A 14,357-nucleotide genomic window follows, 5' to 3' on the forward strand; every position below is an offset into this window, starting at 1 on the left:
CGGCTTTTCATGTCAGCTAATCCCGATCTCGATGAGCGCTTCATGGCGGCGGCCGAACGTCTGGCCCGCCGCGGGCTCGGCCACGTCTGGCCGAACCCTTCCGTGGCCGCCCTGATCGTCCGTGAAAACGAGGACGGCCCGGTTCTGGTCGGACGGGGTGTGACGTCGCGCCCGGGCATGGCCCATGCGGAAGTGAATGCGCTCAACCAGGCAGGAGACAAGGCAAGAGGCGCGGCGTGCTACGTGACGCTCGAGCCGTGCTCCCACTATGGCCGCACGCCGCCGTGTGCGCTCTCGCTGATCAATGCCGGCATCAGCCGCGTGATCGTCGGGATGCTGGACCCGAACCCCCGAGTTGCCGGCCGCGGCGTGAAAATGCTGGAAGATGCCGGGATCGAAGTCACTGTGGGCGTGCGCGAAGCGTCTATGAAGGTGCTTTATCACGGGTTCACGATGCGTCAGCTCCGGCAGCGGCCGCATGTGTTCCTGAAGCTCGCTGCTTCACGGGACGGATGTATCGGCAAGGCCGGGGAGGGGCAGATCAGGATTTCCGGGGATCTGTCGATGCGCAAGGTGCACGGCTTCCGGGCTGCCTACGATGCCATTCTGATCGGCTCGGGCACGGCGCTCGCGGACGATCCGCAACTGACCTGCCGTCTGCCCGGACTTGCGGGCCGCTCGCCCGTCCGTGTGGTCGTCGACCGCTTCGCGCACCTGCCTGTTGGATCGAAACTCGTGCGCACCTGCGTGGATGTTCCGGTCTGGCTGATTTGCGGAAACGCCGCGGACCCCGACAGCCTTGATGCCCTGGCGGAGGCCGGGGTGAATATCATCCGCGTCCCGGCGTCCGAAACCGGCATCGCCCCGTCCGTCATCCTCAGCGCGCTGGCAACCCGTGGCATCACGTGCCTGATGGTGGAGGGCGGAGCGCGGATAGCGTCCTCCTTCCTGACCGCCGATCTTGTGGATGACCTTTGTGTGGTTACCGGCGATATCCAGATCGGCGCGGGCGGCATACCGGCTCTGCATGGCCTTGACCTTGCAGATGTTCTTCAGGACCCCAGATTCGAGCGTGTGGATGCCGGTAAATTCGGGCCGGACAGCTTTATCTATTTGAGGCGGAGTGGAGCCTGACATGTTTACCGGCATTGTGACCGACCTTGGCGAAATTCTTTCCATCGAAGACGTTCCGGCGGGCAAACGTACCCGGATACGCACCGCATTTGACACGGAAAGCTTCGATATCGGAGCCTCTATCTCCTGTGCGGGTGTCTGCCACACTGTTACCGCCAAGGACAACGCTCCGGACGGCAACTGGTTCGATGTGGTCTCCGCCGCCGAAACGCTCGCTCTGACAACCGTCTCGGATTGGCAGACCGGCCAGAACGTCAATCTGGAACGGTCCCTGACAATGGGGGCGGAGCTCGGCGGGCATCTGGTGCTGGGGCATGTGGACGGTGTCGCGACCGTCACCAGGCGAGAAGACCATCCGGAGTCCGTTTATTTTCAGTTCGAAGCGCCCGCGGAAGCCGCGCCCTTCATCGCCAAAAAGGGCTCCGTCGCCCTGGATGGCACTTCGTTGACGGTCAATGAGGTCGACGGGCTGCTGTTTTCCGTGTTCCTCATCCCGCATACGCTGGAAGTGACCACATGGTCTGACCGTCAGGTGGGAGACAGGATCAATCTTGAAGTGGACATGATGGCCCGCTATGCGGCCCGTCTCGCAGAGTTCAGCAGGATTGATTAAAGACGCAACGTCATTCCGGACGTGAGCTGTTGTTGTTAAACACGATTGCGATGTGGTGCGGTCGCCACGGGGCGATCCTGTATGAATGACTGGACAAACCGGGGCAGACGTGGTTCCTGTCGCGGCCTGATACTGGATGGTAAAACCCATGAGCGCTGCCCCGAAACTGCTGATCATAGAAGCCCGCTTCTACGAGGATCTTGCCGACGCGCTCGCAGAAGGTGCTGTGAAGGCGATTGAAGCTGCGGGCGCCAGTTATGAACGGATCGCCGTTCCGGGTGTGCTGGAGATCCCGGCCGCCTTGTCCATGGCGATGACAGCCATGGAAAATGAGGGCGAACTGTACGACGGTTTCGTGCTTCTGGGCGTCGTGATCAGGGGCGAAACCTCGCATTACGACATTGTCGCCAATGAATCGAACCGGGCCATCATGGACCTGATCATTGACGCTGATCTCGCCGTCGGCAACGGCATCCTGACCGTAGAAAACGGCGATCAGGCATGGGCCCGTGCGAAGGTGAACGACAAGAACAAGGGCGGGGCTGCTGCTGATGCGGCCCTTCAGATGATCGCCCTGCGCGAACGGCTTGGAGTATAAGAAAAATGACCGGAAAGGCCGACCCGGAAAAACCGGCTGCAAAAACTGTGCGCCCGGCGAATAAACGCGGTGTGGCCCGTCTTGCGGCGGTCCAGGCCCTTTACCAGATGGATGTGGGCGGCTCGCCGCTTGCCAATGTGATAAGCGAATTCACCGCTTTTCGCCTCGGCAAGGAAATCGACGGCGCCCAGTACCGCGATGCCGATGAACAATGGTTCAAGCAGATCGTCTCCGGTGTGGTCGAGGACCAGAAGTTCCTCGATCCCTTTATCCATACCGCGCTGACGGAAGACTGGCCGCTGAAGCGGATCGACAGCCTGCTGCGCGCCATCCTGCGCTCCGGCTCATATGAGCTGCTGCGCCGCAAGGATGTCCCGGCCAAGGTCATCATTTCCGAATATATCGACGTCGCGAAGGCCTTTTTCGAGGACGACGAGCCGGGTCTTGTCAACGGTGTGCTCGACCGGCTGGCCCACGACCTGCGCAACGCGGAATTCGATGCCGATACCCAGGTCAGCAAGGTTGATGGTGCCTCCTGATCATGGATGGTGACCGGCCGGACGAATTTACGCTCATCAAGCGCTATTTCGCGCCGCTGGCGACCGATCCCGGGAGCCTGGGGCTGACGGACGACGCCGCGGTGCTGGCGCCAGAAGCCGGCCATGATCTTGTTCTGACAAAGGACATGCTGGCCGCCGACATACATTTTTTCTCCGAAGACGCACCGGAGGCGATCGCCGCCAAGGCGCTCAGGGTCAATCTGTCGGATCTGGCCGCCAAGGGCGCACGCCCGCGCGGCTACCTGATGGGGCTCGCTCTGCCCGCCGGCTGGACGGAAACCTGGCTGGAGCGCTTCTGCAACGGGCTGGCCGCGGACCAGGCCGCCTATGACGTTCAATTGCTCGGAGGGGACACCATCCGCTCCGGAAATGGCCTGCAGATCTCCATTACCGCTATAGGCGAAGTGGAAACGGGCAAGACCGTCCGCCGCTCTGGGGCACGCCCGGGGGACATTCTCTTCGTGAGCGGAACCATTGGCGATGCGGCCGCCGGCCTCGAAGCCCGCCTTCACCCGCAGTTCAGTCGGGAGCATGACCTGACCGAAAGCGAAGAGCTGCACATTCTGGACCGTTATCTGCTGCCGAGGCCGAGAACCCGGCTGGCGGTGCTCATCACCCGCTTTGCCTGTGCTGCCCTCGATGTGTCCGACGGACTGATTGCCGATTGCGGTCATATGGCGAAAGCCTCCGCTGTCGATATCACGATCGATGTGGAGCGGATCCCGCTCTCGGGTGCGCTCCAGCATCTCAAGGTGAAGTCGCCGCAAGACTTCGCACGCTGCCTCAATGGCGGTGACGACTATGAAATCCTTGCCAGCGTGCCGGCAGGCGAGGCGGTCGCCTTTCAGCGGGCAGCGCAGGTCACCGGGTGCCCCGTAACCGAAATCGGCCGGGTAGATCAGGGCCTGGGCGGCGTGCATCTCACGGAAGCGGGCAAACCGTTCCAGTGCGATTTCAATGGCGGCTTTCGCCACTTTTGATCTGCCGCGACGACTATCCCCTCCCTGGCGGCCATGTTATAGCGTGTTGCGTTCAAACAGGGCCATGGATCTGGGAAAATGCCCGGGGCTACGTTTGCATTGCAAACGTGTTCGGGTGATTTCCAGCATGCAATTCAACGCGACACGCTTTAGAAATCAGGCCCCGCCCTTACCAAACCAAGCTATTCGAGAGACCAGCCATGACTGCCGCAACTCCGGACGTTTTCGTCGATGATCGTCTGGCCAAACGCAATGCGCTGCTTCTTGGTCTGGCTCAGGCCATCGGCGGCGCATCGGCCTCCATCGTTATCGCGACCGGGCCGCTGGTCGGCTACATGATGCTGGAAACGGACAAGTCCCTTGCCACCCTGCCGGTTTCGGCCATGGTTCTGGGAACGGCCTTCGGCACCATTCCGGCGGGCATTATCATGCGCCGCTACGGCCGCAGGGCGGGCTTCATGGGGGCGGCGCTGCTGGGAGCGCTTTCCGGTCTTCTGGCTTCCTACGCGGTTTTTGAGGACCTGTTCCTGCTATTTGCGCTTGCGTGCTGTCTGGGCGGGCTTGCAGGGGCCTTTGTCCAGCAATACCGCTTCGCCGCTGCCGATACGGCGAGCGATGCCTTCAAGCCCAAGGCAATCTCCTGGGTTCTCGCAGGAGGTGTTCTGGCCGGCGTGGTCGGTCCCCAGACCGTGATCGCGACGAAGGATCTGTTCGAGCCGATCCTGTTCGCAGGCACCTATCTGGCGCAGGCCGGACTGGCGCTGATCGCCCTGTGCCTGCTGGCCTTCATCAAGATCCCCATTCCGCCACGGCGCACGCACGCACAGGCCGGAGGGCGTCCGTTGCGCGTGATCATGGCGCAGCCGCGCTTCCTCGTGGCGGTGGCATGCGGGATCTGTTCCTATGCCCTGATGAGCCTGGTGATGACCGCGACCCCGCTGGCGATGATCGCCTGCGGCCTGACGGAAACCGATGCCGCGCTCGGAATTCAATGGCACGTGCTCGCCATGTTCGGACCGAGTTTCTTCACCGGAAACCTGATTGCACGGTTCGGCAAGGAACGGATTGTCTCCATTGGTCTGGCGCTTCTGGCGGGCTGCGCGGTGATTGCGCTGACCGGGGTCGAACTCAGTCATTTCTGGACGGCGCTCGTGCTGCTTGGTCTCGGCTGGAACTTCGGCTTCATCGGCGCGACTGCGATGCTGACCGATACATACCGGCCGGAAGAGCGCAATCTGGTTCAGGCGGTCAATGATTTTATGGTGTTCGGATTCGTGGCCGCGGCGTCCTTTTCTTCCGGAGCGCTTCTCAATATCTACGGCTGGAACACGGTGAATATCCTTGTTTTTCCTTTCGTGGTCCTGTGTCTCGGGCTTCTCGGCTGGCTCGTTTTGGCTGAAAGAAAAGCAGTTACAACCGCTTAAAGTTTCTCCCAAATTTTATTTCGTCAGTGCAGCATAAATACTGCACCGCACCAAATAATACCGTCACGGAACTGGCTAATTAGTCGATCTGAGAGCTTGACGAGCGGCTCTGCTTTGTTGCTATCGTGTCAATCCCTCACGCAGAGGAATCGGCGGGAGGCACAGTCAGGCGGGATAAACAAAAACAAAATCAGTCCGCCGCAGTTTTGGGAGGAAGCATGATCGAGCTTGTCGTCATCATAATTTGTGGTCTCTTGTCCATCGCCTATGGCGCCTGGGCAATCCAATCCGTCATGGCGGCGGACGCGGGCAACGCCCGTATGCAGGAGATCGCCGGGGCGATCCAGGAAGGGGCCAAGGCTTATCTCAACCGTCAGTATACAACCATCGCCATTGTCGGTGCGGTTGTGTTTGTGATTGCCTGGGTACTGCTTTCCGGTCCGGCGGCAATCGGTTTTGCCATCGGCGCGGTTCTGTCCGGAAGTGCCGGTTATATCGGCATGATGGTTTCCGTCCGCGCCAACGTGCGGACCGCTCAGGCCGCGAGCCAGAGCCTCGGTGCAGGTCTGGAGATTGCCTTCAAGTCCGGCGCTGTTACCGGTCTTCTCGTCGCCGGTCTGGCCCTTTTGGGCGTGGCCGTCTACTACGCCATCCTGACCAGAGGCCTGGGATACGATCCGACGGACCGCACGGTGATCGACGCACTGGTCGCACTCGGCTTCGGCGCATCGCTGATCTCGATCTTCGCCCGTCTCGGCGGCGGCATCTTCACCAAGGGGGCGGATGTCGGCGGCGACCTTGTCGGCAAGGTGGAAGCGGGAATTCCCGAAGACGACCCCCGCAACCCGGCAACGATCGCGGACAATGTCGGTGACAACGTCGGCGACTGCGCGGGTATGGCGGCCGATCTGTTCGAGACCTATGTGGTGACGGTCGTCGCCACCATGGTTCTGGCCTCCATCTACTTCTCCGGGGGACAGGCCATCGAACTGATGCTGCTGCCGCTTCTGATCGGGGCAAGCTGCGTGGTGACGTCCATCATCGGAACTTTCTTCGTCAAGCTCGGCAAGAACAACTCGATCATGGGTGCCCTCTACAAGGGCTTCATCGCCACGGCATTGCTGTCGGCAGTCGCGCTTGGTGGCATCATCTTCGGCTGGCTTGGCGCCGGTACCGAATACACCACCTCTGGAGGTTTCAGCTTCAACGGCTTCGACCTCTTCATCTGCGGCCTCGTCGGTCTGATCATCACCGGCCTGATCATCTGGGTGACCGAATATTACACCGGCACGGAATACCGTCCGGTGAGATCGATCGCCCAGGCGTCGGTGACCGGCCACGGCACCAACGTGATCCAGGGCCTTGCCGTGTCACTTGAGGCAACGGCGCTTCCCGCGATCATCATCATCGCCGGCATTCTCGTCACCCATACGTTCGCCGGCCTGTTCGGCATCGCCATCGCGGTGACGACCATGCTGGCGCTGGCGGGGATGGTTGTGGCACTGGACGCCTTCGGCCCAGTGACCGACAACGCCGGCGGTATTGCCGAGATGGCTGACCTTCCCGCGGAAGTCAGATCGACGACGGATGCGCTCGATGCGGTCGGCAACACCACCAAGGCGGTGACCAAGGGCTATGCCATCGGGTCCGCCGGTCTGGGGGCGCTGGTCCTCTTCGCTGCCTATACGGAGGATCTGAAGCACTTCTCCAGCACGGCGCTGGAGGGATCGATCTTCTATGGCATCGATGTCTCCACGCTGTTCTCGCTGTCCAACCCCTATGTGGTGGCGGGTCTCCTGTTCGGTGGTCTTCTGCCGTATCTCTTCGGAGGTATCTCCATGACGGCCGTCGGCCGGGCGGCCGGAGCAGTGGTTGAGGAAGTCCGCCGTCAGTTCAAGGAGAAGCCCGGCATCATGCAGGGCACTGAACGGCCGGATTACGGCCGGGCTGTTGATATGCTGACCAAAGCCGCGATCAAGGAAATGATCCTGCCGTCGCTGCTTCCGGTGCTTTCGCCGATCGTTGTGTTCTTTGTGGTCAAGGCGGTGGCAACACCTGCAGATGCCTTTGCCGCGCTGGGGGCGATGCTCCTCGGCGTGATCGTAACCGGCCTGTTTGTCGCCATATCCATGACGGCGGGCGGCGGTGCCTGGGACAATGCCAAGAAGTCCTTCGAGGACGGGTTCACCGACAAGGACGGTGTTACCCACCAGAAAGGCAGCGAAGCGCACAAGGCGTCTGTTACCGGCGACACTGTGGGCGATCCCTACAAGGATACCGCAGGTCCCGCGGTCAACCCGATGATCAAGATCACCAACATCGTCGCCCTGCTGCTTCTGGCGGTCCTGGCGCACTGATCTCCATTGGTGCCTGGATCAGCGGGCGATAAGCCGGAAACGGCTTGTTGGCCAAAAGCTGATCGACTCCTGAATGGCAGAGCGTCGGGCGTTTCTTAAACGCCTGACGCTCTGAAAGAAAAAACCCCGGCCGCTTTGGCCGGGGTTTCTCGTTGATGACCCATGGATCATACAAACCTGATTGAAGAGAATGCCTTAAAGACCGAGGCTCGGGTTTGCAGCGCCTCTCAGGATCTGCGTCAGGAAGCCGTAGTCGGCGCCGCCTGTGCGGGTCTTGCGCGTGACGATGTCGACGATCTTGCCGTCCTGCAGCGAGTAGTTGCCGAGATCCTGCACATAGCCGTCCTTGTCGAAATAAACGGCGACTACGCGCTGTTCGACAATATCGGGCGCCATGAAAGCCGTCGTCGCTGTCTTTTGCGAAATATAATAATAGGCATCGCCATTGAGGCTCGACGTCGTTGACGGCGATCCAAGCACCAGTTCGACCTGTTCACGGCTGGAGCCGACTTGAACCTGGTTCAGCATGTCGGTGGTGACCACGTGCCCGTGTGTATAGGTGGACGTGAAACAGCCTCCCAGCGGCAGTGTGGCCAGAAGCGGAAGGATCAGGGCGCTTGCCTTGAAGTTCATTTAAGAAGTCCCGTTGGGCCAGACCGGTCTGGCTGCTTTTGAATTTCGTTGCTTGGCAAAATCTCTATCGTGGGATAGGGCACATGACAACAGCAGACTCGAATGAAGACTTTGGAGACCGTCATGATTTTCGGCCTGTTCCGCCGCCGCAACCGCGATGCCGAGCACAAGGTCTATTGTGAAATCGTGGCTCAAGCACGGCAACCGGCATTTTATAGCGGTTTTCATGTGCCCGACACAATTGACGGACGGTTCGACCTGATCGTCGCTCACGCAGTATTGTATTTCAGGCGAATGCGCGGGGAGGGGAAGACGGTTTCCGAGTTTACCCAGTATGTCTTCGATCTGTTTTTCCAGGACATGGATGCGTCCCTGCGCGAGATGGGCGTCAGCGACAGCCGCGTGCAGAAGAAGATCACGGTCATGGGGGAGGCCTTTTACGGCCGCGCCAATGTCTACAACCCTGCCATCGACAGCGCGAATGCGGTGGAACTTGCCGAGGCTCTCGGCCGCAATGTCTTCCCGGACAATCCCGAACCCGTCGCACAGTTGCGTCTGGCGCATTATATCCTTGAGTCAGCAAACCGTCTCGGCGATCAGACAGTCGCGGATCTGATGAGCGGACAGATCAACTGGGCCGATCCGGAGGCGTTCAGGGACCTGCCTGTTTGAAGCCGGTCCAGGACGTTCGCACCACAGACCATCGCGCAATAGAATCTCGAGCCTAAGACGTAAAAAAGAAAGACGACCCATGGCAAAGGACAAATTTCCCTATTCCTTCAAGGTGACGGCCGCCAGTGTGGTCGATAAGGACCAAACCGTCCTTGTGGCGCCGAATGAAGACGGCCTGAAGGCGATCGCCAAGGCGTTCGATCTTGAAGCAGTTCATGATCTGAAGGCGGAGTTCACCCTCAAGCCTTACCGTAAGGCCGGTCTGAGAGTGGTGGGACCGGTCACCGCCACCATCACCCAGGTCTGCGTCGTTTCGCTCGAGCCGTTCGAGAGTTCCCTGAAGCTCGATGTCGACCGGACCTTCGAGGCCCATTCCGGCAAACAGCGCAAGATCAGGGATCTCAACGAGGACGGCGAAATCGAGATCGACCTTGAGTCGCTGGATCCGCCGGATGTCATCGTCGACGGGGTTCTGGACCTCGGTGCGGTCATCTGCGAGGAACTGGCTCTGTCGCTCGATCCATTCCCGCGCAAGCCGGGTGTCGCCTTTGAAGGCGGTGACGTGGAGGCCGATGATGAGGTGGCGGAGGAAAAGCCTTCCCCGTTCGCCGCCCTCCAGGCCCTGAAGGACGAAAAGGAAAGCTGACGCTCCGGCCTCATCCGGCCGATCCTGACCCTGGCGCCGGTTTGCCGCGGCAGGCGCGTGCTCCGGTCGCGGTTTTCCCGCCGCTTTTCAGTCTCTTCACCGGCAAGGGTAAGGAAAACGGTTGTCACTCCGTCCAAAACCGTTATGTTCGCGCCGGATCAGGGCCCCTGCCGAACCGGTGGGACATTGCGGGCGCACCGTCCAGGTGACGCCCTTTGTAGAAAAACGTTAAAAAGACCTTCTAAATGGCGAAAACGATTCCGATTTCATTGGATGCCATGGGCGGCGATAACGGGGCCGAAGTTGTGATACCCGGTGCGGAGATCGCGCTTGTCCGCCATCCCGATATCCGGTTTCTTCTCTACGGCAACGAACAGGTTTTGCGTCCGCTTCTGGAAAAATATCCCCGGGTCCGCGACGCTTCCACCGTCCATCATTGTGAAGTCGCGATTGCGATGGACACCAAGCCCAGTCAGGCCCTGCGCCAGGGGCGGTGGCGGTCCAGCATGTGGCGGTCCATCGAGGCGGTGAAAACCGGAGAGGCATCCGTCGCCGTTTCCGCCGGCAATACCGGCGCTCTCATGGCCATGTCCAAGTTCTGCCTGCGCACCATGGCGAATATCGAGCGGCCAGCCATTGCCGCCATCTGGCCGACGCTGCGCGGGGAATCGGTCGTGCTGGACGTCGGTGCGACCATCGGCGCCGACGCACAGCAGCTTATCGATTTTGCTATTCTGGGCGGCGCCATGGCCCGCGCCGTCTTCGGTGTCCAGCGTCCCACGGTGGGGCTTCTGAATATCGGTGTGGAGGAAGTGAAAGGTCTGGAGGAAGTGCGCACGGCGGGACGTTTGCTGCGCGAGACCCCTCTGCGTTCCCTGAATTACGCCGGTTTCGTCGAAGGCGACGATCTCGGCAAGGGGACGGTCGACGTCGTTGTGACGGAGGGCTTTGCCGGCAACATCGCCCTGAAAACGGCGGAAGGCACCGCCAAACAGATCGGCGGTTACCTGCGGTCGGCCATGAACCGAACCTTCATGTCGAAGATCGGGTATCTTTTCGCCAAGGGCGCGTTTGATCTGCTGCGCGAGAAGATGGACCCGCGCAAAGTCAATGGCGGTGTGTTCCTGGGTTTGAACGGCATCGTGATCAAGAGTCATGGCGGGACGGATGCGGAGGGGTATGCCTCGGCGATCGATCTGGCCTATGACATGGTGAAAAATGAATTGACCCACAAGATCGCTCAGGATCTTGTGCATTACCATCGCGGCCGCTTCGCAGAAGCCGCGCCGACATCGGAAGGTGATTTGTGAGCGTTATCCGTTCAACCGTAACCGGCTGCGGAAGCTTCCTGCCGGAAAAAATTCTGACAAATGATGATCTGTCCCGGATGGTCGATACGTCCGACGAATGGATCGTTCAGCGCACCGGCATCAGGCAGCGTCACGTCGCCGCCGAAGGCGAGCTGACCTCGGATCTGGCTCTTGCGGCCGCCAGGCGGGCGCTCGAGGCGGCCGGCCGCGATGCCCAGGACATCGATACCATCATCCTGGCGACGGCGACGCCGGACAACACGTTTCCGGCAACGGCGGTCACCGTGCAGGCCGGTCTCGGCATCCATCACGGAGCTGCCTTCGATATCCATGCAGTCTGCTCGGGTTTCGTCTACGCACTGACCACTGCCGATGCCTATGTTCGCACCGGGCTTGCAAAACGCTGCCTGGTCATCGGTGCCGAGACTTTCTCCCGCATCCTCGACTGGGAAGACCGGGGCACCTGTGTGCTTTTCGGCGACGGCGCGGGGGCTGTTGTCGTGGAAGCGGCTGAAGGCGCCGGGGGCAATGAAGACCGGGGCATTCTGACATCGCATCTTCGCTCCGATGGCCGCCACAAGGACAAGCTCTATGTGGATGGTGGGCCGTCCTCAACTCAGACAGTCGGTCATCTGCGCATGGAGGGCCGCGAGGTCTACAAACACGCGGTTGGCATGATCACGGACGTGATCGAGGACGCCTACAAGGCGACTGGCCTGACTTCGGAGGATCTGACCTGGTTCATTCCGCATCAGGCCAACAAGCGGATTATCGATGCCAGCGCCAAGAAGCTCGGCATTGCACCGGAGAAGGTCGTCACCACCGTGCAACTGCATGGAAACACCTCCGCAGCTTCCATTCCGCTGGCGCTCGATACGGCTGTCAGAGACGGGCGCGTCAAGAAAAACGATCTCCTGATGCTCGAGGCAATGGGTGGCGGATTTACATGGGGATCGGTTCTCCTGCGCTGGTAGCTGTCGCTGCCGGCTTATTGCGACAAATCTTAACTTGTTGCGGAGTTCCGGTTGACCGACCCGCCGTGAGGCCGTACCGTACCGTATTGCGTCGAGTTCTCTTGCAAAATCAGCCAGATCACTGGCGTCGTTGAGGAGGGGTTATGGGCAACCGGACTATTACCCGTGCGGATCTGTGTGAGGCCGTTTATCAAAAAGTGGGTCTGTCACGTACTGAATCATCCGAATTGGTCGAACGTGTACTTTCTGAAATTTCTGACTGTCTTGTGACGGGAGAATCGGTAAAATTGTCGAGCTTCGGTTCATTTGTGGTTCGCTCCAAGGGGGAGCGTATCGGCCGCAATCCGAAGACCGGAGAAGAAGTTCCGATTTCACCGCGCCGCGTGATGGTGTTCAAACCATCGAATGTTTTGAAGCAGCGGATCAATGATGCGCTCACAGGACAGGCCAGCAAATAAACAAGACCGGATGAGTTCACTGGATAAAAGCCCGGACGCCTTTAGAACCATCAGCGAGGTCGCTGACGACCTTGACCTGCCGCAACACGTGCTGCGGTTCTGGGAAACCCGGTTCTCTCACATCAAACCGCTGAAACGCGGCGGAGGGCGGCGCTATTACCGTCCGGACGATGTCGAGCTTTTGAAGGGAATTCGGCATCTGCTCTATGGAGAAGGCTACACCATCAAAGGGGTGCAGCGTATCCTGAAGGAGCAAGGCCCGAGATTTGTCATGCAGATATGGCGTGAGGACGCGTCACCGCTGCAGTCGGCTGCTCCCGCCGCGCCGGAGACCGTGGACCATGCAAACGGCGGTCAGACCCGGGTGGCATCCCAATCCACAACGAACGGACATCAGGACAAGCTGCCCAGCGGCGTTCTGGCCGAAACCGTTCCGGATGCGGGCAGCCATTCTTCCTCCGGAGGCCTCAACATTCTCGGCAGACTTCGCGGCGACAAGTCAGCGGCAAGCGCCTCGGCGGCGCAGCCCTCGGTTGCGAAAGAGGATATCCGCCGGCTGCAGTCCACCTTGTTCGAACTTCTGGAATGCAAGCGCACGCTGGATCAGGCTCGCTGAGAGCCTGACTGACTAAACAATCTTCTGTGGTTTCATTTGCCAACCTGTATCAGGCTGCCCGAGTTCACTCGGGGTTGCCGTATTATTCCCGGCACCAAAATCATCGCGCCTTGATATTACTCCAGTCCCATGCAGGACGCGTAGAAGCTGGTCGTCGCCGGCCAGTCCGAAAAGACCCCTTTCACGCCGACATCCCGCGCCAGAACGTCGAGCACTTCCAGCATGCGTCCGTCGCCATCGATGGCCGGGCTCACGCTCTGGTAATACCAGCCGCCTCCTGACGCCAGGGGGCCGGAGCGCTCCAGGGTCCAGGTGATGATATCCAGACCTGCGTCCCTGGCAGCCTTTGCGTAGGCGGACGGCACGATCTTGCCGTCTTCCAGCGCAAGCAGGACAAAGAGCGGCGGCGCGATGAAATTCACCCCCATCTCCTTCAACTCGGACATGGAGGGTGAGAACGAACCTGGATCCATTGGATCAAGCCCGCGCCGCCCGTCGAGAAAGACTGCCTGCCGGCCGAACTCCGGCGCGTTGCGGATCCAGTAGCGCACATCTTCAAGGTCGAACGACTGCGGGTAGACATCTTCCGGTGGAATGCCGGCGTCCTTGTAGTCGTCGATCATCTTTTGCGCATAGGCCTCGCGGGTGAAACCGTCAAAGGGCATGTCGACAACCGGGGTCTTCAGCTCCGGGGTGAACTTTACCCCCAGATCCTTGAAGAGCCGGATGGACTCCTTGTGGGTAAGCAGGGTTCCAGTGCCGGCATACAGTGCGGTCCGCCAGGGGACATTGGCCTTCAGGTAGTCCTCTACGCTGAGCGCGGTCTTGTCGGCTGCGTCCATTTTGCCGCGCAGGGACCTGAACTGCGCAAGCGTCAGGTCGGAAGTCCGGCACTCAGCAGCCGCCGGAGTGTCACCCTGCGCGGGCGTGAAGGGCTCCTCGCATGTCGCCGCCAGGTCGGTAGCCAATATGTCTGTGGTTGTCTGTAGATCGTTCTGTGAATGGCGGCAGACCAGTTCCTTGTCCTTCGTGAACGTAACGTCGCACTCCAGGATACCTGCGCCCATGAGCCCTGCGGCGCGGTAGCCTTCCTCCGTGTGCTCGGGAAACTGCAGGGGCGCGCCGCGATGGCTGATGGAAAACAGGGTCCGTTTCGTCGGCTGGCCGATGCAGGCGGCAAGCTTGTACTTCAACGGGCTATCCGCCATCTGGCCGACCAGATAGGCCGGGCGGGGACCGAGTTCGATTTCGCCGGAATGCGCGGGCGAGGCAAGGGTCAGTCCGATCACTGACAGAACGGCAAGGGCAGAACGCATCTTATGTCCGGTAATTTGAGAGGGCGGGTAACGGCGAAACTCGATGTGTAACTGAATATAGCGAAG

15 protein-coding genes are annotated in these 14,357 nt (G+C 60.3%); 13 read left to right on the plus strand and 2 right to left on the minus strand.

Translation table 11 applies throughout. The annotated features are described in order from the left end of the window. The first annotated feature begins 9 nt into the window (after positions 1 to 9). The 7 genes from ribD to OA90_RS18340 all read left to right on the plus strand — a co-directional run bounded on the left by ribD (position 10) and on the right by OA90_RS18340 (position 7,666). Positions 10 to 1,134: a bifunctional diaminohydroxyphosphoribosylaminopyrimidine deaminase/5-amino-6-(5-phosphoribosylamino)uracil reductase RibD gene (gene ribD, locus OA90_RS18310; RefSeq protein ID WP_068415303.1), complete on the plus strand. Its 1,125-nt coding sequence runs from the start codon at positions 10 to 12 to the stop codon at positions 1,132 to 1,134. A 1-nt stretch (position 1,135) separates the two neighbouring features. After that, positions 1,136 to 1,747 (plus strand): riboflavin synthase, encoded by a 612-nt coding sequence (locus tag OA90_RS18315; protein ID WP_068415306.1) that lies wholly within the window; start codon positions 1,136 to 1,138, stop codon positions 1,745 to 1,747. 148 nt (positions 1,748 to 1,895) lie between these two features. Beyond that, positions 1,896 to 2,345: a 6,7-dimethyl-8-ribityllumazine synthase gene (gene ribH, locus OA90_RS18320; protein ID WP_068415418.1), complete on the plus strand. Its 450-nt coding sequence runs from the start codon at positions 1,896 to 1,898 to the stop codon at positions 2,343 to 2,345. 5 nt (positions 2,346 to 2,350) lie between these two features. Then, on the plus strand, positions 2,351 to 2,884 hold the full coding sequence (nusB, locus tag OA90_RS18325; RefSeq protein ID WP_068415308.1) for a transcription antitermination factor NusB: 534 nt from the start codon (positions 2,351 to 2,353) through the stop codon (positions 2,882 to 2,884). Between the two features lie 2 nt (positions 2,885 to 2,886). Then, positions 2,887 to 3,885, plus strand: coding sequence for a thiamine-phosphate kinase (gene thiL, locus OA90_RS18330; RefSeq protein WP_068415311.1), 999 nt, complete (start codon positions 2,887 to 2,889; stop codon positions 3,883 to 3,885). A gap of 200 nt (positions 3,886 to 4,085) precedes the next feature. Further along, on the plus strand, positions 4,086 to 5,309 hold the full coding sequence (locus OA90_RS18335) for an MFS transporter (protein ID WP_068415314.1): 1,224 nt from the start codon (positions 4,086 to 4,088) through the stop codon (positions 5,307 to 5,309). A gap of 218 nt (positions 5,310 to 5,527) precedes the next feature. After that, entirely contained in the window at positions 5,528 to 7,666 is a 2,139-nt protein-coding gene (locus tag OA90_RS18340) for a sodium-translocating pyrophosphatase (protein ID WP_068415317.1), read from the plus strand. Between the two features lie 195 nt (positions 7,667 to 7,861). Here the strand turns inward: OA90_RS18340 and bamE are convergent, their stop codons facing one another. Then, positions 7,862 to 8,299, minus strand: coding sequence for an outer membrane protein assembly factor BamE (gene bamE / locus OA90_RS18345; protein WP_068415324.1), 438 nt, complete (start codon positions 8,297 to 8,299; stop codon positions 7,862 to 7,864). A gap of 102 nt (positions 8,300 to 8,401) precedes the next feature. On the opposite strand from bamE, the gene OA90_RS18350 reads away from it, so the two are divergent. The 6 genes from OA90_RS18350 (at position 8,402) to OA90_RS18375 (ending at position 12,975) form a co-directional block, all read left to right on the plus strand. Next, positions 8,402 to 8,971 (plus strand): ubiquinol-cytochrome C chaperone family protein, encoded by a 570-nt coding sequence (locus tag OA90_RS18350; protein WP_208986186.1) that lies wholly within the window; start codon positions 8,402 to 8,404, stop codon positions 8,969 to 8,971. 79 nt (positions 8,972 to 9,050) lie between these two features. Next, positions 9,051 to 9,617: a DUF177 domain-containing protein gene (locus tag OA90_RS18355; protein WP_068415326.1), complete on the plus strand. Its 567-nt coding sequence runs from the start codon at positions 9,051 to 9,053 to the stop codon at positions 9,615 to 9,617. A 245-nt stretch (positions 9,618 to 9,862) separates the two neighbouring features. After that, entirely contained in the window at positions 9,863 to 10,927 is a 1,065-nt protein-coding gene (plsX, locus tag OA90_RS18360) for a phosphate acyltransferase PlsX (RefSeq protein ID WP_068415328.1), read from the plus strand. Then, positions 10,924 to 11,901, plus strand: coding sequence for a beta-ketoacyl-ACP synthase III (locus OA90_RS18365; protein WP_068415331.1), 978 nt, complete (start codon positions 10,924 to 10,926; stop codon positions 11,899 to 11,901). Before plsX ends, OA90_RS18365 begins: the two co-directional genes overlap by 4 nt. 143 nt (positions 11,902 to 12,044) lie before the next feature. Beyond that, entirely contained in the window at positions 12,045 to 12,359 is a 315-nt protein-coding gene (locus OA90_RS18370; RefSeq protein WP_023003819.1) for an integration host factor subunit alpha, read from the plus strand. 10 nt (positions 12,360 to 12,369) lie between these two features. Then, positions 12,370 to 12,975 carry a MerR family transcriptional regulator gene (locus tag OA90_RS18375; protein ID WP_199823762.1) on the plus strand — a complete coding sequence of 202 codons (606 nt, stop codon included), beginning with the start codon at positions 12,370 to 12,372 and terminating at the stop codon, positions 12,973 to 12,975. Between the two features lie 116 nt (positions 12,976 to 13,091). Here the strand turns inward: OA90_RS18375 and OA90_RS18380 are convergent, their stop codons facing one another. Then, the gene (locus OA90_RS18380; RefSeq protein ID WP_068415333.1) at positions 13,092 to 14,291 is read right to left on the minus strand and encodes a glycerophosphodiester phosphodiesterase family protein; all 1,200 of its coding nucleotides are present in this window, start codon (positions 14,289 to 14,291) and stop codon (positions 13,092 to 13,094) included. Positions 14,292 to 14,357: the final 66 nt, after the last annotated feature.

The sequence above is a fragment of the Labrenzia sp. OB1 genome, assembly GCF_001624695.1.
GTDB lineage: Bacteria > Pseudomonadota > Alphaproteobacteria > Rhizobiales > Stappiaceae > Roseibium.